Source organism: Roseococcus sp. GW821-FHT12F05, from assembly GCF_058806835.1.
Genome location: NZ_JBXAQB010000003.1, coordinates 232565 through 252715 on the forward strand (window position 1 = coordinate 232565; position 20151 = coordinate 252715).

The window sequence follows — 20151 nt, forward strand, 5'->3', positions numbered from 1 at the left end:
TTTCCCACCTATGCCTTTCGCATCACGATGACGGAGTCACGCCATTGACCCCCCTCCAGGCCGCCTTCGCCCATGCCGAGCGCCCGCTCTGGACCCTGGTTCCGCAGGCGTCCGGCGCCGAGCCGCCCCCGGTCGGGGAGGACCTCGCGCTTCGCCTGCTGCGCCACCACACCAAGAACACGCTCCAGCGCATCCTGGCGGAGGTCGTGCTGATCGACGGCTCGCGCCTCTCGCTGGAGAGCGGCCGCATGCTGCGCGACCTCGAGCGGCGGATCATGCTCAGCGCCACCATTTCCGATGCGCTCTTCGGCATGACCGGCGCGCCGCGGCCGATGGAGGATCGCCTGAGCGCGCTCTGCAAGGGCACGGTCGAGCTGCTGGGCGACCCGGACCAGATCATCCGCCTCGACCTCGCGGTGGGCGGCGAGTGCCCCGCGCATCTGCGCGAGACCGTGCTGCGCGCCGCCAACGAGATGCTGGGCAACGCCATCAAGCACGGGCTGCACGAGCGCATGCTGGGCAAGATCGCCGTCCGACTCGTCACCTCGACGCGGGAGACGCGGCTGACGGTCGAGGACGACGGCTGGGGCTTCTGCGCCGCGCGCGAGGCGGGCGAGGGGCTGGGCCTGACCCAGGCGCTCGCCGAGCAGCATGGCGGCAGCAGCACCATCCGCCGCATCGGCGACGGCACGCGGGCGGAGATGATCCTGCCGAACCGGCGGGACTGAGGCTTCCTCGACGCCACGCTTGAAATCGGCGCGGCAAAGGCGCGACGCTCCCGGAAAATCGGGAGGAACCCATGGTCCAAGTCGCGCGCCGAGCCCTGATGGGCGCCGGCATGTTCACGCTGTCCGGGGCCAGGCTGGCCGCGCCGGCGCTGGCGCAACCCGCGGCGGGCTGGCCGGAAAAGCCCTGGCGCGTGCTGGTGGGCGGGGCGCCCGGCGGCGCCAGCGACATCTTCATGCGCATCCTCGAGCCGAGCCTGCGCGAGAGCCTGGCCCACGGCTTCTGGCTGGACAACCGGCCGGGCGCGGGCGGCATGCTGGCCGCCGAGATCTGCGCCCAGGCGCCGGCCGACGGCTACAACTTCGTCGTCAACCACATCGCCAGCAACGGCATCGGGCCGCACCTGCACCGCCGCCCGAACTTCGAGCCCAACCGCGACCTCACCGGCGTGGCGCGGATCGCCGCCATGCCCAACTGCATGATCGTGCTGCCCTCGCGCGGCTTCCGGTCCGTCGCGGACCTCGTGGCCTTCGCCCGCGCCAACCCGCGCGCGGCCACCTTCGGCTCGGCGGGCGTGGGCACCTCCTCGCATCTCAGCGGCGTGCTCTTCGGCCAGCGCATGGGGATCGAGGTGACGCATGTGCCCTATCGCGGCACCGCGCCCAACATGCAGGCCGTGCTGGCCGGCGAGATCCTCTTCGCCATCGACAACGCGCCCGCCTCGGCCCAGCAGGTGCGGGCCGGGCTGCTGACCGCGCTGGCCGTGAGCTCGGCGCAGCGCTGGTCGCAGCTCCCGGAACTGCCGACCATGCAGGAGAGCGGCGTGCCGGATTTCGACGTCTCCTCCTGGTACGGGCTGGTGGCGCCGGCCGCGACCCCGCGGCCGATCGTGGAGAAGCTGGGCGGCGCCGTGCTGCGCGCGCTGGCCGACCCGGCGGTGGTGGCGCGCCTGCGCGAGTTCGGCGCGGACCCCTGGCCGGCCGGGCCAGCGGACTACCAGGCCTTCATGATCGGCGAGGAGCGGAAATGGGGCCCCGTCGTCCGCGCGGCGGGCGTCACATCCAACTGATTCTCCCGCAACTGCGAAGCAGGGTTGCGGCGAGGGCGCCCGGGGCGTCAAACTCCGTGAAAACGGAGGTATTCGATCCATGCCCGACGCGAACACCACGAGTCCGTCTGCGGAATACGATGCGATCATCGTCGGCGCCGGCTTCGCCGGCCTCTATCAGCTCCACTGCCTGCGCGACCGGCTCGGCCTGAAGGCCCGCGTGCTGGAGGCGGCCGACGGCATCGGCGGCACCTGGTACTGGAACCGCTACCCCGGCGCGCGCTGCGATTCCGAGAGCCACTCCTACTGCTACTCCTTCTCCGAGGAACTGATCCGCGACTGGGAATGGTCCGAGCGCTACCCCGAGCATCCCGAGATTCGCCGCTACCTCAACTTCGTCGCCGACCGCTTCGACCTGAAGCGCGACATCCAGCTCGGCACGCGCGTCGCCGGCGCCAGCTTCGACGAGGCGACCAGCCGCTGGGCCATCCGCACCGAGGCCGGCGAGCGCTTCTCCGCGCAGTTCCTGATCACCGCGGTGGGCTGCCTTTCCTCGGCCAACGTGCCGAAGATTCCCGGCCTCGAGGACTTCAAGGGCGACTGGTACCACACCGGCGAATGGCCGCATGAGGGCGTCGACTTCACCGGCAAGCGCGTCGGCCAGATCGGCACGGGCTCGACCGGCATCCAGGCCGCGCCCGTGATCGCGTCGCAGGCCGCGCACCTCACCGTCTTCCAGCGCACGCCCAACTACAGCGTGCCCGCCCACAACGCGCCGCTGACGCAGGACTTCAAGGACCACGTGAAGGCCCACTACGCGGACATCAGGCGCACCATGCGCGCCACCACCAACGGCCATCCCTTCACCATCGACGACCGCTCCGTCTTCGACGTCACGCCCGAGGAGCGGACGGCGATCTACGAGAAGGCCTGGGCCAAGGGCGGGCTGCAGTTCCGCGCCAACTTCCGCGACATCACCACGGACATCGAGGCCAACGCCACGGCGGCAGAGTTTATCAAGGACAAGATCCGCTCGATCGTAAAGGACCCTGAGACGGCGGCGAAGCTCGCCGACATCGACCACCCCTACGCCGCCAAGCGCCCGCCCATCGACAGCTTCTACTTCGAGACCTTCAACCGCGGGAACGTGGAGCTGGCGGACATCCGCACCGATCCCATCGAGCGCATCACCGAGACCGGCATCCGGCTGCAGTCGGGGAAGGAAGTCCCGCTCGACATCATCGTCTTCGCCACCGGCTTCGACGCGATGACCGGGCCCTTCCTGCGCATGGACATCCGCGGCCGCGGCGGGCTGCCGCTCGCCGAGGCCTGGGAGGCGGGGCCGCGCACCTATCTCGGCCTGAACGTGAAGGGCTTCCCCAATCTCTTCACCATCACCGGCCCCGGCAGCCCCTCCGTGCTCTGCAACATGCCCGTGCCCATCGAGCAGCACGCGGAGTGGATCGCCGACTGCATCGCCCACATGCGCCGGCACGGCATCGCGACCATCGAGGCGACGGAGGAAGCCACCGAAGCCTGGGTCGCCGAGGTGAACCGCGCGGCCGAGGCCACGCTGCTGCCGCAGGCTTCCAGCTCCTGGTATCTCGGCGCCAACGTGCCCGGGAAGCCGCGCGTCTTCATGCCCTATGCAGGCGGAATGGCGAAGTACCGCGGCATCTGCGACGAGGTCGCGAAGGAAGGGTACAAAGGGTTCGAGCTCGGCAAGGTGGCGGCCCACGCCTGAGAGAGGAACGAAGGGGCTCCGCCCCCTCGACCCCCGCCAGGGCTTTTGGCCCTGGACCCTATTTATTATTTGAATTCAAAATCTTATCGAAGGTTAGAAACCGACTCAGCCCGCGTTCCCCCGCGCCGCCGGCACGCCGCCATAGCTCGCCCAGGACGGCGCCACCAGCCAGCCCGCATCCACCGGCAGGTCGATGCCGGTGATGACGCGCGCCGCGTCCGAGGCCAGGAAGCACACCGCCTCCGCCACATCCTCCACCGTGATCATGCGGCCCAGCGCGCTGGTCTCCTCCAGCAGCGCCGGATCGCGCTCGCCGGCGCGGATGGCCGCTTCCAGCGCCGGCGTCAGCGTGAAGCCCGGCGACACCGAGTTCACCCGCACGCCCGAGCGGCCCCATTCTCCCGCGAGGCAGCGCGTCATCTCGATCACCGCGGCCTTGGCCGGCGCATAGGCGTGCAGCGGCAGCCCGCGCGAGCCGGAGATGGAGGCAATGGTCACGATCGCCCCGCGCCCGCGCCGCGCCATCCGCGCGCCGAAGGCGACGGCGGAGAGGTAGGTGCCGATCTGGTCGATGTTCACCACATTGCGGATGTCCGCCTCAGGCAGGTCCTCGGCGCGCAGCGGGCGCTGCAGCACGCCGGCCGAGGTGACGAGGACGTCCACCGGCCCCAGCGCGGCCTCGATCTCGGCGGCGGCGGCCTCGTTGGCCGCCTGCGTCGCGACGTCGAGCGCGAGCGCCGACCCGCCGATCTCCTCGGCCAGCGCCTGTGCGCGGGCGAGGTCGCGATCCGTCACGGCCACCTTCGCCCCGCGCGCCGCCAGCATGCGGCAGCAGGCGGCGCCGATGCCGCTCGCCCCGCCGGTCACGACGGCGAGTTGTCCTTCGAAGCCCATGGCTGCGTCCCCTTCCTTTTCCGCCAGCGTTCCATGCGAAGCCCGGCCCGTCCACTGCGCGGTTGGCGCGCGCGGCCATCGGGCGCATAGCTCCGCCCGCATCGGGAAGGACGCCGCGCATGGACAAGGACGAGCTGACGAAGTGGGCGCTGGCCAATGGCTGGCAGATGATCGCGGGCATGCCGAGCCTGACCAAGCCCTCCTCGCCCAAGGAGGCGATCGTGCGGATGTCGCTGAAGGCGACCGTCGTGAACGTCGAGGTGAAGAAGCCCGCGGGCAAGTGGGAGAAGATCGCCGGCAAGCCCTACGCCCAGGTGCAGGCCGACCCTGATACGGGCCTGCCGCTCGGCCTCAGCTTCGAGATCATCCCCGGCTTCACGCGGCTGATGGAGGAGAACAAGGACCGCATGGTCTTCGCCCGCATGAAGTGACGTTGATGAAGTGACGGCGGGGCGCGGCTGCGGCATCCTCCCTCCACGGCCCGAAGAGGCCGCCTGGGGAGTTGTCCACGATCCTGCGCCGCCGTCCGCTGTTCGCCGCCACCCTGGCCGGGCTATCGGCCCCCACAATCCTGCGCGCGCAGGAGCTGTCCTCGCGTCCCGTCACGCTGATCGTGCCCTCAACGACCTGCGCGCGTTCATCGACTAAGCCAAGGCGCGGCCGGGCGAGATCACCTACGCCTCGGCGGGCGTCGGCTCCATGCACCACATGGGCGCCGAGCTGCTGAAGATCCGCGCGGGCATCGACATGCTGCACATCCCCTATCGCGGCACGGGCGAGATGACGCGCGACCTCATCGCCGGGCGCGTGCAGTTCTACATGAACTTTGGAACTCCACCGACCATGCATTGAAATTTAGTAATAACAGTATGTTAGGACATGTTATCTGGGTGTCTGTGATACGTTTTGCGATACGTTTTGTGGTGCAGATGACCCACGGCGGCAAAGGCTCCGCATAGCACACTGGGGGTGAGGGCCGACTCGACTCCCATGTCATGTTCTGCTTTTGTTCCGAAATGGCCGAGGACCCTAACCCCACGATCCGTGCCGCCCGCGAGGCGGCCCGGCTGGCCGACAATAAAGGCCAGGATGGCCGCAGGGCCGCCATAGACGCGGTGTGGGGCCTTCATCCGGGGTGGCCGCTGCCGCTGGTGGTCGAGACGGCCGAGGCGGCGCTGTATGGGGTTCCATGACATACCAGAGTCCAATGACGGCAAGCCCGCCCCGCTGATCCTCTTCGTAGCGCAGGCGATCCAGGTCTATAACGAAGTGCTGTCAAATTGGCGACAAAAAGCTAAAGGTAGGCGATGGCGAACACCAGATACACAGGAACTTTACCAGCTATTGTACGAAACCTCGGAGCCGATGACGATCCTCAGCTTGTTCTTTACCAGTCGATGATGGAGGAAATTAAAGTCCGGATTAAATCTATCGATCAGGGTACACTCGGTTTATTGTACAATCTACCTCCGCAGGTAGTTAGGGAGTTTTGCTACCTCCAACTTCGCATGTGCTACGAGTTAATTGCTTTGGCTTGCTTGGTTGCGCACGGCGATATTTCAAGATCGACTCGATTGGACGATAACTATCAGGCCGATAAAATAATGATGGGTTTGGATAAATTGAGCCCCGGATTCTTTCCAGTTGCTGCGGTGCTCAGAAATCGCGAAGATGGTCACCTCGAATTCTTGCCTAATTTAGGAAAAATGGAGAAAAGCGATTTTCTTCGGGCATATTCACAAACTAGTAGTTATCTTCACAAAGGAAATTTGAAGAACCTCCTCAAGGCACGATTCCCCGTGCAGGAAAGATATCCGGATATATCGAAAAAGGCTCAGGCAATCTTAGATCTGTTGGCAGTCCACTTCGTCAACGATGCCACGAAGAACAAGATGATAGTCTGTATTCTTAACCCATCAACGGGGCCAGTTTGCCTAGTCGCGCGTGCGGATCGTGTTCCGGACGATGATCCTAATATTCCGGATAGCCTTCGTAACGATTGATTCAGGGCGGTCTTGCGGGCTTTGAGCCCGCGCGCTCGCTCGATGATGGCAAGGACTGGATTGGACTCGGGGGCGTTGATGTAGGCGGTCCAGGACGTAGAGGGTGCCAAAAGACCGCCCGAAGGCGGTCCTCTTACTCATCTTCCGACCATCGCCGGATTTCCTCGGCCCAGTCTTTAAAGCATGGCACGCTCGACGGCTTCCTCCGCCTGAAATTCGGCTAGATCTTCATCCGAGATGTGACGCCGAAGCGCTTCTTGGACGAGCCCACGCGCCGCCGCGCCTTCGAGGCCGGCGCGCTCGTGGCGCCGCTCGCGCCGGAGGCGATGGCCGAGAGGCTCGAGCGGGAGACGGCCGGCTGGGTCGAGGTGGTGCGGGCGGCGAATATCAGCGCGGGCTGAAGCTCTGGAGAAGGTGGGGCAGCCAGACGATCCCGATGGCCAGGCAGGCGACGAGCGCCACGAAGAGCCACCCGCCGAGGGACGTCAGGCCGGCCTTCCGCTCATCTGCCGCTTCAGGCGCCAGCCCCAGATCAGGCCGGTCACGGCCGCCACCGCCGAGCCCAGCAGCACCCCGAGCTTGGCTGCGTCCAGGAGCCGCTGGTCGGCGAAGGCCAGCGACGCGATGAAGATGGACATGGTGAAGCCGATGCCCGCCAGCAGGCCGATGAGGCCGATGCCCGGCCAAGTGATGCCAAGCGGCAGGCGGCTCCAGCCCAGCCGCACCATGAGCCAGCTCGCGCCGATCACGCCCAGCGGCTTGCCCGCCACCAGCGCGAGGGCCACGCCGATCGTGATCATCTGCGGTCCCCCGGCCGAAAGGTCGATCCCGCCCAGGGGGACGCCGGCATTCGCCAATGCAAAGAGCGGCATGACGCCGAAGGCGACCCAGGGGTGCAGCGCCATCTGGACCCGCACGACGGGCGGCAGGATCTCGCGCTGAGCCAGCCGCAGCTGCTGGAGCGGCCGCGCCAGGTGTCCGGAGACCTCCATCTCCGGATGCATATCGCGCAATTCCCGCGCCGCCCGCACCGCCAGTTCCGTGGGCTGCTCGCGCAGGGGCGCTGGCCGGACCGGCGTCATGAGGCCGAGCACCACGCCGGCCAGGGTCGGATGTGCGCCGGTCATCAGCAGTCCGGCCCAGACGACCGCGCCGGGGATCACATACGCGAGGGCGGAGCCGGTGCCGATCGCCTGCAGGCCCAGCACCATCAGGATGCCGAGGCCGGCCACGGCGAAGCCGGCGGGATCGAGGCCGCCGGAGTAGAAGAAGGCGATGATGAGCACGGCGATGATGTCGTCGATGATCGCCAGCGCCAGCAGGAAGATCCGCACATTGGCCGGGATGGCGCGCCCCAGCAGCGAGAGCACGCCCACCGCGAAGGCGATGTCGGTGGCCGTGGGGACGGCCCAGCCGGCCCGGCCCACCGGGTCACCGTTCAGCGCGAGGTAGATCAGGGCCGGGACGGCGACCCCGCCGAAAGCCGCCGCCAGCGGCAGCGAGGCCTGCCGCAGGCTGCGCAGCGTGCCCTCATGGGTCTCCCGGCGAATCTCCATGCCGACGACCAGGAAGAAGAGGGTCATCAGCGCGTCGTTGATCCAGAAGTGCAGCGGCTGCGAGACGGCGAAGCCGCCGATCCCGAAGGATACCGGCAAGTGCCAGAGCGCCTCGTAGCTGCCGGCAAGGGAGGAGTTGGCCCAGAGGAGGGCTGCCGCCGCGGCGATCAGGAGAACGATTCCGCTGGCCGCCTCCACGTGAAGGAAGCGGTCGAGCGTGCCGAAGATGCGTTCCGCCAGGAGCTGGGCTCGCGAGGGATCGCGTCCGGGATGATGAAGGGCCATGGGCACGCAGGCTCCGCGCGGCGGCCCGGCCTGCGCAAACCTGCCCACCGCGTCCCTGCGGCTGCACCCGGACGCTATGTCACACGGCTGGGATGGAGCGGCAATGTCCGGTTTCGGACAGGGATCCCATCCGCCGGCGGATCCAACGGCCGCATTCCGGAAGCAATGGGCGCGCTACGATCGGCCGGGCCCGCTTAGGGCCGAGCAGATGAAGCCGGGTACCGCGCCGACCAGTCCCCAGATCAGGAACCAGGGGCTGTTGAGGAAGCCCATCGCGATGGCGGTGGAGAGCGGCACGAAGCTCGCCGCGAAGGAGAACAGCGCCGTCCAGGCGGGGCGCCAGCGCAGGCCGCGGCGCGCGAGGTGGCGGTCCAGTGCCGCCGCCAGGAGCGCCGGGACGATCCCCAGCCAATAGGCGGCGGGCAGCAGCACGAGCTGGTGCCGGTCGAAGACGCTCTCTCCGCCCGTGGCCCGGTTCAGCAGCGGGACCAGCCCCCAGAACCCCACCATGAAGCCGAGCGGCGGGCCGAGCAGCCCGAAGATCAGGAAGCGCCGCATCAATCCCGGTCGGCGAGGAAAGCGTCCACCATCGCGTCGATGCTCTCCACGGCGTGGATGCCATGGCGCCCGGCGACGGCCGAGACGAAGCGCCGCGGCCAGCCATCCACCACCGCCTGCAGCACCGGGTCCGGCGCCCAGCTCGCGCGGCCGGCGGCGCCGCGGCGCTCCACCGCCGCGACCATCTCGGCGGGCGTCGCCGTCAGTGCCGGCAGGTTGATCGCACGCGACGGGGGAAAGGCCTCGGACGGCATCTCGTGCACCATGCGCAGCGCCGTCGCCACGCGCTGCACCGTCACCAGCGGCAGGGGTGTGTCCGGCCGCAGGCCGATCGCCACGTCGCGCCCCGTCAGCGGCTCGCGGATGATCGCGGCGACCCGGTCCGAGACGGCCGGATTCGGCATCCCCGGGCGCGTCAGCACGATGGGCAGCCGCAGCGCCCGGCCATCGAGCGCGCCCCGCCGCGTGTGGTCCGCCAGCAGGTTCTCGGCGATCAGCTTCTGCGTGCCGTAGGAGGTGTGCGGCACGCGGCGCGTGCCGTCCTCGACGACCTCGGGCAGTTCGCCGCCGAAGACGGCGATGGAGCTGGCGAAGACCAGCCGCGGCGGTCTCTCTTGCGCGCGGCAGCGGGCCAGCAGGGCCAGCAGCCCCTCCACATTGACCGCGAGGCCATGGCCGAGATCGGCCTCCGCCTCGCTGGTCAGCGAGGCCGCGAGGTGGAAGACCGCATCGAAGCCGCCGGCGAAGAGCCCGTCCAGGAAGGCGCCGTCGCCGAGATTCCCCAGGGCCGGCACGAGGCGCGGTCCGGCCTGCGCGGGAAGGATGTCCGCCGCCACGATCTCCGTGATGGCCCGGCCGGAGAGCGTGCCGGCCGCGATCAGCTCCCGCAGCAGGTGCCGCCCGATGAAGCCCGCGGCACCCGTGACCAGGACCCTCAACGGCGCGCGCGCTCGGCGTGCTTGCCCATGGTGCTGTAGGGCGCATAGGGCGGGAACTCGCCGATCGCGACCATGTCCACCTCCACCAGCGTCGGCCCGTCCACCTCGAGCGCCCTGGCCACGGTGGAGCCGAACTCCTCGGCGCGGCTCACCTTGAAGTGCGGCAGGCCCGCCAGTGCCGCGAGCTGCCCGAGCTCCGGCCCGCGCAGGTCGTCGCCGAAGCGCCGGCCGTCGACCACCGCATCCTGGATGTGCCGGATGACGCCGTAGCCCCTGTCGTTCATCACGACGGTGCAGAGCCGCGCGCGCTCCTGCACGGCGGTCCAGAGCTCCGTCATGTTCATGGCGAAGCCGCCGTCGCCCACCATGGCGACCGTCTTCCGCTCGCCCGCGCCCATGGCCGCGCCGATGCCCAGCGGCAGCCCCGGCCCGATCGCCGCGCCCACCGGATGCACCGCGTCGTGCGGCCCGTAGACCTCGAAGGTGCGGTTGCCCCAGGTGGAGTTGCTGATGGTGATGTCGCGCACCCAGAGCGCGTCGCGCGGCATGGCCTCGCGGATCTGCTCGGCGAAGCCGGCATAGGGGCCGAGGGTGGTGGCATATTCCTCGAGGGCGAGACGCCGCGTCTCGCGGAAATCGGCGGCGAAGCCGGGATCGACCTGCATGCGCCCCTTCAGCCGCTTCGCCAGCCCCTGCGCCACCAGCTCCGCGTCGCCCTGCAGGAAATAGGCGTTGGGATAGGTGCGGCCGTTCGCGGCGGCATCCACGTCCACCTGGATGAGGTTCCGCGGCAGCTTGATGGAGAAATCCCCCGTCTCATGCCCGCGCAGCCGCGAGCCGAGCACGACCATCGCATCCACGCCCTCGTAGAAGGAGATCACGCGCGGCGCGCCGTTGCCCTGCAGCCCGCCGAAGGTCTGCGGATGGTCCTCCGGCACGATGCCGCGCCCGTTCCAGGAGGAGACCGCGCCGAAGCCCAGCTCCAGCAGCGCCATCGCGCCCTCCCGCGCCCCGCGCGCGCCGTTGCCGAGCCAGATCATCGGCCGCTTCGCCTTCGCCAGGATCTCCGCCACCTCGTCCAGCGCGGCCTCGGAGGGGGGCAGGGGCGGGGGCACCGGCAGCACCAGCGAATCCAGCGCCGCCGGCCGCGGGATCACCACGCGCTGCAGGTCGATCGGGATCTCCACCGACACCGGCCCGCGCGGCGGCGTCAGCGCCTCGGCCGCGGCCCGAGTCAGCACCCCCAGCGCCTCGCCGGCCGAGCGCACGCGATAGGCCGCCTTGCCCGCCGCCTCCAGGATCGCCGTCTGCCCCGGCACGTCGTGCACCGTGCCCATGTCGCGATCGATGAACTTCGTCGCCGTCTGCCCCGTGATGTGCAGCACCGGGCTCGCCGCGAAGCGCGCCTCCACCAGCCCGCCGATGCTGTTGGCCATCCCCGGCCCCGTGCTGGTGAACAGCACGCCGAGCCCGTTGGTCACCCGCGCATAGGCATCGGCCATATGCGCCCCGCCCATCTCGCCCCGGCACATCACGTAGCGGATGGCGTTCCGCCGCCCGATCGCGTCCAGCATCGGCACGTTGTGCACCGACACGATGCCGAAGGCCGTCGTCACGCCGATGCGCGACAGGAACTCGGCGACGAGATCGCCCACGGTGTAGTTGTTCTCGGACATGCGTCCCCTCCATGCGTTGGGACGCATCGTGGCATGATGCGCGCGAAGCGCCAGCCCGCTACCCGATGGGCGGCCGCACGCCGACGACGCCGCAGCCCTTGTCGTAGCGCGCGTCGTAGCCGGTGTCCTTCAGGTACCAGCTCAGGAAGTCCTTCAGCAGCGTGTGGTCGCGCACGACGAAATGGCCGTTGTTCGCATCGAAGAGATGCATGCGGTTGTCCCGCCCATGGCGCAGCGCGATGGCATGGGCGCCGCCGGCCCGCTCGAGCGTGACGCCGTAGCAGCCATAGGCCTGGATCACGATGGAGCGGATGAAGCTCGCCGTCGGATTGCTCTCGCGCCGCGCGCGAAGCCCGTCCGAAAGCGTCATCTGGAAGGGGCCGATGGCCGCATTCCAGAAATCGGTCCAGTTGTTGACCAGCGCCGCGTCGGAGAGCGTCTGCGACATGGTCGACTGCCAGGGCGGGTTGTCGCAGACCTTGGCGCTGTCCACCGGGAAGCTCTTGCCGGCGTAGCCCCATGAGATCCAGGTCGCGGCCAGGCCGATGCAGTAGCCGTCCGTCGAGGTGCCCCAGGGCCCGGGCTGGGTCATCGCCGGCGTCTGCGACTGCCGCATCGCGAAGACGAGCTGGCCCTTGTCGCGCGCTTTGCGCTGCCGGTCGTTCCAATCCATGACGCGTCCTCCCCGAGGCCGCCTCGGCCCTGCGTGAAGAAAGCGTATCCTCATGCCCAAGAATGTTTTGCGAGATTTTTGTCGCGTCCGTGCCGCTGCTAGGATGGCCGCATGATTCGGCGATCGAGGCGGGCCTGAGCAAATCGGTGGGGGCGGCCGCGCGCTGGTGGCGCCGGGGCCTGTGGAACGGTGCCCTCATGGCCGCCCTTGCGCTCGCCGCCGTGCTCGCCCTGAACCACTCGGAACTGCCGGGCCTCGGCCGCATCCTGGCCGAGATGCCGCTGGCCGTGGCCCTCTCCGCCGGCATCCACCTCCCGCAGATCGTCATGACCGGCCTCGCCTGGCGGGTCCTGATCCCGCCCGCCCTGCGCCCGCGAATCGCGACCATGACGGCCCTGCGCTGGTACCGCGAGGCCGCCCACGCCCTTCTCCCCGCCGGCGCCCTGCTGGGCCAGGCCGCCGCCGCCCGCCTCCTGGCCCGCCGCGGCGTCCCTGCCGACCTCGCCGGCGCCACCGCCACCGTCGACATCACCATGGAGACGGTCTCCCAGCTCCTCTTCACCCTGGCCGGCATCCTCCTCCTCCTGGCCCATGCCGGCGCCGGCGGCCTGGCCGGCTTCGCCCTCGGCGGCCTCGGATTCGCGACCCTCGGCGCCGCCGCCCTGATCCTCTTCTCCCGCCGTCTCCCCCTCGGCCCGATCGAGCGCGGCCTCGCCCGCCTGTCCCGCCGCTGGCCCTCCATCCGCCCCGATTCCGTCCGCGGCATCCAGGCCGCCATCCTCTCTTTGCACGCCGCCTGGCCCCGACTCCTGGCGGCGATCACCTGGCACACCATCTCCTGGGTCCTGGGCGCGGTGGAGATCGCCGGCGTCCTGGGCCTCCTCGGCCACCCCGTGTCCTTCGCCGACGCGGTGGTGATCGAGGCCCTGGCCCAGGCGCTGCGGAACCTCGGCATCCTCCTCCCCGGCGCGCTCGCCGTGCAGGAGGGCGCCATCATCGCCGCCGCCGCCCTGGTCGGCGTCCCGCCCGGGGCCGCGCTCGCCGCGGCCCTGGTCCGCCGGACCCGGGAGGTGGCGTTCAGCCTGCCGGGCCTCTTCGCTTGGCACCGGGCGGAGGTTGGGGGTATGCGAGGGAATTCGGCTGCTTCGGCGCCAGAGGAGAGTGCATGACTGCGACTGTCACCGCGCGGACGACCGCCCCTGCGACCGCCCCCGCCAAGGCCGTGAACCGGACCGGCTTCATGGACCTGGTCCGCCTGGTCCCGTCAGGCGGCCCCGCGATCTGCAACGTCTCCGTCACCAACATGTGCAACGCGACCTGCGACTTCTGCAATTTCGCCCACAACAAGGGCTTCGTGACGCACCGCGGCTGGCTCGACGCCGCCCGGTTCGAGGAATCCATGACCATCATGAAGGAGAAGGCGAACGTCCGCTTCGTCACCTTCATGGGCGGCGAGCCCCTGCTGCACCCCAAGATCATCGACATGGTCACCAAGGCCACCGAGATGGGCATCCAGCCCACCCTGGTCACCAACGGCTGGAACCTGCCGCAGAAGCTGGAGGCGCTGGCCAACACCGGCCTCAGCACGCTCTTCATCTCCATCGACAGCGACGACGAGGGGCTGCACGAGAAGAACCGCGGCCTCAAGGGCGTCTGCGACCGCATCCGCAAGAGCACGAAGCGCCTGAAGGAGCTCAACATCACCCCCATCGCCTCGGTGGCGATGACGCGGCTGATCCGCGACTACCGGGCCCTCGGCCATTTCCTCCGCGAGCTGGGCTTCGAGGCCGTCACCTTCTCCTACCCGCGCAAGGCGGCGCTGGGCTCCTCCTCGCTGGTCTATTCCGAGGACAGCGACCTGGTGGACATGTCCAAGGAGGAGCTGATCGCGGCCTTCGACGGCGCGCAGTCGGTCCGCGACATCATCCCCGTCCACAACCCGCGCGAGGGCATCGCCGACATGCGCCGCCGCCTGACGGGCGAGGGCGAGCGCTTCATCTGCCACGCCGGCTACAAGTATTTCTATCTTGACTGGAACTACGACCTCTGGCGCTGCGAGGACTGGAAGGCGCCGATCTCCAAGGTCTGGGACTTCTCACCGGACAAGGTGATGCGCGAGATCTGCCAGTCCTGCACGACGGACTGCTACCGCGACGCCAGCATCATGCTGCACTTTTCCGTCTCTCTGGGCGACAGTTTTGCGAGATTGCGCGAGGGGAAGATCGGGGCGGCGCTGAAAAGCCTGGCGGATCGGCGGAACCTGGGTTCGATTGCCGCGATCATGGGACATGGGAAGCGGCTTAAGGGGTTGGTGAGCGCGAGTTAGAGCGACCCAGACAGAGCCAGTTTTACTGGCCTACAAGCGTGTTTTTAGCGCATCTCTTGGAATGCTTTGACATCAGCCGTTGCTAGCGGTTTCTGATCTAATTTTGCACCATCCTTGTCTTGCTGCTTGATATCAGGCGGGACATTATGAGTGGCTAAATCCTCTGGTATGGGAGCCAAAAAAAACATGACGCTTGATATCAGAGGCAGCATTAAAAATACGAAACTCAGCTCCAATCGGTACATCGTCCTCGAAGAGCTAATCTCAAATGCTATCGATGCTTTTCTCATCAGAAAGCAAGAAGATGTATCTGTTTCGGATATGCAAATTGAGATAGATATCGATTTTACGCCAGCCGATCTACTACAAGAACGCGAAGCGTTAACCCTGTCCTGCAAGGATAATGGATGCGGTCTCGGTGACGATCAACTGAAGGCTTTTCTTACGAAAGACACATCCTACAAAGATGACTTGGCTATTCCTGGAATTGGAAGCTGCAAGGGAGCAGGTCGAGTACAGTTTTTCCATCATTTTTCAATGATGAGTATTGATAGCACTTATCGCGATAAGGATACCATATATCGGCGTATTATTCAGTACTCCGAACCAAAAATACAGATAGAATTGGAAGATTTTTCCAGAATTCCAGGGAATGAAAAAGATATCGGCACTTCTATAAAGCTAATGCAGCTCAAGGATCTTATTAGAGATCGTATCTTTCAGGGTGAAATGCCAAGTCAGATTTTTTCTGCGTCCCTTCTCAAGAAGCAGATGTTAATGGCTTTTCTTCAAAGACTGGTAGGACTTGAGGCTCATCTCGGCAATTTTGAGATTAAATTTAGGACTTATCATTGGAAAAATGGCGAGAATATCGAGATGCTTAGGCGCTCAGATCTTCCGGTTATAACCAAAGAGCGTGATATTTTAGTCGAAGAAGCCGATCCAAAATCCGGACAAGGATTAGGAGTATATCAAAGTTTTAAAATCTCTCACTATAAGCTTCGTTCTGACCAATATAATCTTCCCAAGAATGCAATATCTCTGTGCGCAAAATCCTCGCCTGTGAAAGATATTACGAACCGATACCTTCGAACTAAAATTGAGCAAAATAATCCAGTCAATGGATATCATCATATTGTCATAATCGAAGGTGTGTTCCTTGACGAGCATGTCAACGAACAGCGTGATAATTTTGATAATATTCCGGATGAAATTCCATCCGATGATTTATTTTTATCAAACGAAAAGATTTCTTATTCGGCCATATATCGCGCTATCGATCCTGTTGTTGAGGAAATGGTTGTTCCAGCAGATTGGAGCAGAGAAGAGGTTCTGAAGGATATTACTGAGCAATTTGGGGTTAATGAGGCTATGCTCGCGGATACGGATACGCGCGTAAGACATGGGGATTCAGCGCAGGCGGTTGTTGAGCGTGTATTAAAAAAATATCAAGAGAAAATTATTTCGGAAACTGCAGAAATTTATAATCTGAAGGAACAAATTATAAATACTGAACCGGATTCTGATGAATTTCGCAATAAAATTAACGAGCTTTCTTGGAAATATACTGCTTCCTTGAAGAATTTCGATATGGCGAATTTGTCACAATTGATTGTTCGTCGTACTGCGATTGTTGAAATACTGAACCTCGCCTGTAATAAAGGCCTTGAGATGCAGGCACTCGATCCGGAGGTTCGTCGCAAAGACGAAAAAATTATTCATAGTATTTTCTTTCCTATGCGGAGAGACACTGGCCAGTTCACCGATCATGATATTTGGCTATTGAGCGAGGAGTATCACTACTACGATTATATATCGTCCGATATGCCTCTGGCACAAATAAAATGGAGCGATGATCAAAAAGTATTTGATGGTGATATCGACATAGAGTTCGGAAAATTACTAGCGAAAAGGGCGCAAGATAACGGTGGTAAACGGCCGGATATCGCTTTATTTAACAAAGAAGGGTCTGCAATAATTGTAGAATTTAAGGCGCCTGGCGTCGAAATGAATGACCATATTGGAGATTTAAATGAATATGCTCATTTAATGGCTGCCAAGTCCCAAGGGAAACTTAAGAAATTCTATTGCTATCTGATTGGGGATACGATTAATACGTTACGTTTGGCAGGATGGACGCGATTTCCTTTAGGAAAGGGTTGGTTCTTCTCAGATGCACTTACCGATCCCGATACCGATCGGCGCCTTGGAGGCGTATATTTTGAGCTGTTACATTATAGTGATGTTATTGACAGAGCTAGAAAGCGGATAACTATATATCAAAATAAATTGAAAATTAATCTTCGGGGAAATTAGAATCTTTGAAGTCTTGCATTGGCTCCTGTAGGCAGAGCGCGCCGTCGAGCAACGTACTATCCCTGCGCTAATTTTCTTGATTTTATAAGAAATATATCCTATATTAGCTAGATGGCCGCTCCCCTCCGCATCCCCCACGCCCCTCTCTCCGACGCCGAGTGGCAGGCCATCCTCCCCCACCTCCGGCACGACCCCACCCGCGGCCGCCCCAGCGACCGCCGCAAGACATTCGACGCCATCTTCCGCGTCGCCGCCACCGACGGCCCCTGGCGCGAGCTCCCCGAGGAGTACGGCAAGCCCGACACCGTCTCCCGCTACTTCCGGCGCCTCACCCATGCCAAGTTCTGGGAACATCTTCTCCTCGCCTTGGCCGCCTCGCCGGCGGGCCATCCGCTCCGCCGCATCGAGGGCCTGATCTGCCGCGCCTGCCGCCGCGCCATCCGCATCCGCGGCATGCACATCATCACCCTGGCCCGGCGCCTGCGCCTCCTCCGCGCCCTTCCGGCCCCGCCCTGCTTCATGCCCAATCGGGATTTGTCCGAATTCGTCCACAGCCTGCCGTTGCCGACGAGAATTCCGCGCACGCGCCGGCTGCGGATGGCCGCCATCGAGTATATCCGCACCATTCGAAGGCTCGTCGTCGCCGCAGGGGGCCGCCGGCGCATCCCCCGCATCTACAAGGAAATCTGGCCATGACCCCGCCGGGAATTTCGGTGTCCCGCTTGCTTTCGCTGGTCATTTCCGCCATCCCATCCATATGGGGCAGGGGAGTCGCCGTACCCCCTGGTCCAGGCGCCGCCAGCGCCCTGAAAAGTCTCGAAAGGTCGCTCTCGCGATGATGCGCACGCTCTTCCTCCAGGCCCCCTCCTTCGATGGTTTCGACGGCGGCGCGGGCTCCCGCTACCAGGCGCGGCGCGAGATCAAGAGCTTCTGGTTCCCCACCTGGCTCGCCCAGCCGGCCGCGCTCGTCCCCAATTCGAAGCTGGTCGACGCGCCCCCGCACAACCAGTCCCTGGCCGACGTCGCCCCCATGGCGCGCGACTTCGACATGGCGGTGCTGCACACCTCCACCCCCTCCTTCGCCTCCGACATCAAGGTCGCCGAGCGGCTGAAGGCGGAGAACCCGAACCTCAAGATCGGCCTGATCGGCGCCAAGGTCGCGGTCCAGGCCAATGAGAGCTTGCGCGACGCGCCGGTGGTGGACTGGGTCGCCCGCAACGAGTTCGACTTCACGGTGAAGGACGTGGCCGAGGGCCGCGACTTCGCCTCCATCAAGGGCCTGTCCTACCGCAACTCCGAGGGCGTGATCGTCCACAACGCCGAGCGCCCGATCCTCGAGAACATGGACGACCTCCCCTTCGTCTCCGAGGTCTACAAGCGCGACCTCGAGTACAAGAAGTACTTCATCGGCTACCTGAAGCACCCCTATGTGAGCTTCTACACGGGCCGCGGCTGCAAGAGCCGCTGCACCTTCTGCCTCTGGCCGCAGACGGTCGGCGGCCACCGCTACCGGACGCGCTCGGTCGGCCACGTGATCGAGGAGATCAAGTACGTCCTCGCGAACTTCCCGGGCCTCAAGGAAATCTTCTTCGACGACGACACCTTCACCGACGACCTCCCGCGCGCCGAGGCCATCGCGAAGGAGCTGGGCAAGCTCGGCGTGACGTGGTCGTGCAACGCGAAGGCCAACGTGCCGCGCGACTCCCTGAAGGTGATGGCCGAGAACGGCCTGCGGCTGCTGCTGGTGGGCTATGAGTCCGGCAACCAGCAGATCCTGCACAACATCAAGAAGGGCATGCGCGTCGAGGTCGCCCGGCAGTTCACCAAGGACTGCCACGAGCTCGGGATCAAGATCCACGGCACCTTCATCATGGGCCTGCCCGGCGAGACCGCGGAGACCATCCAGGAGACGATCCGCTTCGCGATCGAGACCAACCCGCACACCATCCAGGTGAGCCTGGCGGCGCCCTATCCGGGGACGTTCCTCTACGATCAGGCGGCGAAGGAAGGCTGGCTGGACGTGGCGCACACCGACTACGTGGACGCGCATGGCGTGCAGATCGCGCCGCTGGCGTACCCGCACCTGACGCACACCGAGATCTTCGACAACGTCGAGACCTTCTACAAGAAGTTCTACTTCCGCGCCCCGAAGATCGCCTCCATCTGCGGCGAGATGGTGCGCGACCGCCAGATGCTGGTCCGCCGCCTGCGCGAGGGCGTGGAGTTCTTCCGCTTCCTGCGCGAGCGCAACGGCGCGAAGGCCGCTTGAGGGCGGCCCCGCCCTTCCGGATTCCGGAGGGGCGGGCAGGACTGCCGGATATTGTCCGGAACCGCCTTGCCGCTTCTCCCGGCGCGGCCCAGAATTGTCCTGCGAACCGGACATTAAGCCGGCGCGAGGACCAGGGCACGGGCGTTCCCACGCCTCGATACGGAAGACCGGCATGATCCGCACCACCCGCCGCAGCCTGATGGCCGCCGCCGCCCTGGCGACGCCCGCGCTCGCCCAGGATGTCTGGCCCTCCCGCCCCATCCGCTGCATCGTCCCGCTGCCTCCCGGAGGCGGCACCGACCAGACGGCGCGCGTCGCGACGCGCCGCCTCTCCGAGGCGCTGGGTGTTCCGGTGGTGATCGAGAACCGCCCCGGCGCCGGCGGCATGGTGGGCACCGAGGCCGTCGCCCGGGCCGCGCCCGACGGCTACACCATCGGCGTCGCGACCAGCAGCAGCCATCCGGTGGCGCCGATCTTCCGGAAGGACCTGCCCTACGACCCCGTGACCTCCTTCACGCCGATCACGCTCATCGGCAACACGCCCTATGTGCTGATCGGCGGCCCCGCGGCGCAGGCCGCGGATTTCCCGTCCCTCATCGCGCGGATCAAGGCGAACCCGGGCCAGGTCGTCTATGCCTCCGTCGGCATCACCACGCTCGGCTACCTGCTGACGCGCCAGCTGGAGCTGCTGGCCGGGATCGAGATGCGGCACGTGCCCTATCGCGGCTCCTCCCAGGTCTATCCCGACCTGCTGAACGGCACGGTGGCCCTGCTGCTCGACAACCCACCGGCCTCCGCCGCCATGGTGCGGGACGGGAAGTTCACCGCCTACGCCATCAGCCGGCCCTCGGCGATGCTGCCGCAGGTGCCGCTCTTCTCGAGCTTCGGCATCCAGGGCTTCGACGCCGCCTTCTGGTACGGGCTGATGGGCCCGGCCGGCCTGCCGACCGCGATCGCGACCCGCATGCAGCAGGCCCTGGCGACGGCCTTTCTCTCCGGCCCCGGCAAGGCCGAGCTGGAGGCGATGGACGTCATCCCCGCCATGCCCACGCCCGCGGAATTCGCCGATATCGTCGCCAGCGACGCGCGGAAGTGGCGCTCGCTCGCCGAGCGGCTCAACATCCAGCCGGAATAGAGGA

The 20151-nt window shown here is 65.5% G+C and carries 18 protein-coding genes and 1 pseudogene; 13 read left to right on the forward strand and 6 right to left on the reverse strand.

Annotated features, from left to right (window positions below; genetic code table 11):
• Positions 1–44: 44 nt before the first annotated feature.
• The 3 genes from AC1ROY_RS09535 to AC1ROY_RS09545 all read left to right on the forward strand — a co-directional run bounded on the left by AC1ROY_RS09535 (position 45) and on the right by AC1ROY_RS09545 (position 3518).
• Positions 45–728 carry an ATP-binding protein gene (locus tag AC1ROY_RS09535; RefSeq protein WP_493148565.1) on the forward strand — a complete coding sequence of 228 codons (684 nt, stop codon included), beginning with the start codon at positions 45–47 and terminating at the stop codon, positions 726–728.
• A gap of 71 nt (positions 729–799) precedes the next feature.
• Positions 800–1795, forward strand: coding sequence for a Bug family tripartite tricarboxylate transporter substrate binding protein (locus AC1ROY_RS09540; protein ID WP_493148566.1), 996 nt, complete (start codon positions 800–802; stop codon positions 1793–1795).
• A 79-nt stretch (positions 1796–1874) separates the two neighbouring features.
• A complete protein-coding gene (locus tag AC1ROY_RS09545) occupies positions 1875–3518 on the forward strand; it encodes a flavin-containing monooxygenase (RefSeq protein WP_493148567.1) in 1644 nt (547 codons plus the stop codon).
• A gap of 105 nt (positions 3519–3623) precedes the next feature.
• Here AC1ROY_RS09545 and AC1ROY_RS09550 read toward each other — a convergent pair whose 3' ends face one another.
• Positions 3624–4412: an SDR family NAD(P)-dependent oxidoreductase gene (locus tag AC1ROY_RS09550; protein WP_493148568.1), complete on the reverse strand. Its 789-nt coding sequence runs from the start codon at positions 4410–4412 to the stop codon at positions 3624–3626.
• Positions 4413–4531: 119 nt separating this feature from the next.
• On the opposite strand from AC1ROY_RS09550, the gene AC1ROY_RS09555 reads away from it, so the two are divergent.
• The 4 genes and pseudogenes from AC1ROY_RS09555 to AC1ROY_RS09570 all read left to right on the forward strand — a co-directional run bounded on the left by AC1ROY_RS09555 (position 4532) and on the right by AC1ROY_RS09570 (position 6816).
• Positions 4532–4843, forward strand: a complete 312-nt coding sequence (locus AC1ROY_RS09555; RefSeq protein ID WP_493148569.1) for a hypothetical protein — start codon at positions 4532–4534, stop codon at positions 4841–4843.
• A gap of 229 nt (positions 4844–5072) precedes the next feature.
• Positions 5073–5264 (forward strand): annotated as a pseudogene (locus AC1ROY_RS09560) (tripartite tricarboxylate transporter substrate-binding protein); the annotation flags it as partial.
• A 455-nt stretch (positions 5265–5719) separates the two neighbouring features.
• Positions 5720–6415: a hypothetical protein gene (locus AC1ROY_RS09565; protein ID WP_493148570.1), complete on the forward strand. Its 696-nt coding sequence runs from the start codon at positions 5720–5722 to the stop codon at positions 6413–6415.
• A 257-nt stretch (positions 6416–6672) separates the two neighbouring features.
• On the forward strand, positions 6673–6816 hold the full coding sequence (locus AC1ROY_RS09570) for a hypothetical protein (protein WP_493148571.1): 144 nt from the start codon (positions 6673–6675) through the stop codon (positions 6814–6816).
• A gap of 84 nt (positions 6817–6900) precedes the next feature.
• Here AC1ROY_RS09570 and nhaA read toward each other — a convergent pair whose 3' ends face one another.
• The 5 genes from nhaA to AC1ROY_RS09595 all read right to left on the reverse strand — a co-directional run bounded on the left by nhaA (position 6901) and on the right by AC1ROY_RS09595 (position 12101).
• The gene (gene nhaA, locus AC1ROY_RS09575; protein ID WP_493148572.1) at positions 6901–8256 is read right to left on the reverse strand and encodes a Na+/H+ antiporter NhaA; all 1356 of its coding nucleotides are present in this window, start codon (positions 8254–8256) and stop codon (positions 6901–6903) included.
• Between the two features lie 174 nt (positions 8257–8430).
• Positions 8431–8814: a hypothetical protein gene (locus AC1ROY_RS09580; protein WP_493148573.1), complete on the reverse strand. Its 384-nt coding sequence runs from the start codon at positions 8812–8814 to the stop codon at positions 8431–8433.
• Entirely contained in the window at positions 8814–9752 is a 939-nt protein-coding gene (locus AC1ROY_RS09585; RefSeq protein WP_493148574.1) for an NAD-dependent epimerase/dehydratase family protein, read from the reverse strand. The genes AC1ROY_RS09580 and AC1ROY_RS09585 overlap by 1 nt, the downstream gene beginning before the upstream one ends.
• Positions 9749–11428 carry a thiamine pyrophosphate-binding protein gene (locus AC1ROY_RS09590; RefSeq protein WP_493148575.1) on the reverse strand — a complete coding sequence of 560 codons (1680 nt, stop codon included), beginning with the start codon at positions 11426–11428 and terminating at the stop codon, positions 9749–9751. Before AC1ROY_RS09590 ends, AC1ROY_RS09585 begins: the two co-directional genes overlap by 4 nt.
• Positions 11429–11486: 58 nt before the next feature.
• Complete coding sequence (locus AC1ROY_RS09595; protein ID WP_493148576.1) at positions 11487–12101, reverse strand: hypothetical protein; 615 nt, start codon at positions 12099–12101, stop codon at positions 11487–11489.
• 197 nt (positions 12102–12298) lie between these two features.
• Here AC1ROY_RS09595 and AC1ROY_RS09600 point away from each other — a divergent pair, with 197 nt between their 5' ends.
• The 6 genes from AC1ROY_RS09600 (at position 12299) to AC1ROY_RS09625 (ending at position 20147) form a co-directional block, all read left to right on the forward strand.
• The gene (locus AC1ROY_RS09600) at positions 12299–13270 is read left to right on the forward strand and encodes a lysylphosphatidylglycerol synthase domain-containing protein (RefSeq protein WP_493148577.1); all 972 of its coding nucleotides are present in this window, start codon (positions 12299–12301) and stop codon (positions 13268–13270) included.
• Complete coding sequence (locus tag AC1ROY_RS09605) at positions 13267–14427, forward strand: radical SAM protein (protein WP_493148578.1); 1161 nt, start codon at positions 13267–13269, stop codon at positions 14425–14427. The genes AC1ROY_RS09600 and AC1ROY_RS09605 overlap by 4 nt, the downstream gene beginning before the upstream one ends.
• A gap of 186 nt (positions 14428–14613) precedes the next feature.
• Positions 14614–16743, forward strand: a complete 2130-nt coding sequence (locus AC1ROY_RS09610; protein WP_493148579.1) for a hypothetical protein — start codon at positions 14614–14616, stop codon at positions 16741–16743.
• Between the two features lie 111 nt (positions 16744–16854).
• Entirely contained in the window at positions 16855–17439 is a 585-nt protein-coding gene (locus AC1ROY_RS09615) for a transposase (RefSeq protein WP_493148580.1), read from the forward strand.
• Between the two features lie 139 nt (positions 17440–17578).
• On the forward strand, positions 17579–19012 hold the full coding sequence (hpnJ, locus tag AC1ROY_RS09620; RefSeq protein WP_493148581.1) for a hopanoid biosynthesis associated radical SAM protein HpnJ: 1434 nt from the start codon (positions 17579–17581) through the stop codon (positions 19010–19012).
• Positions 19013–19184: 172 nt separating this feature from the next.
• A complete protein-coding gene (locus AC1ROY_RS09625) occupies positions 19185–20147 on the forward strand; it encodes a Bug family tripartite tricarboxylate transporter substrate binding protein (RefSeq protein WP_493148582.1) in 963 nt (320 codons plus the stop codon).
• Positions 20148–20151: the final 4 nt, after the last annotated feature.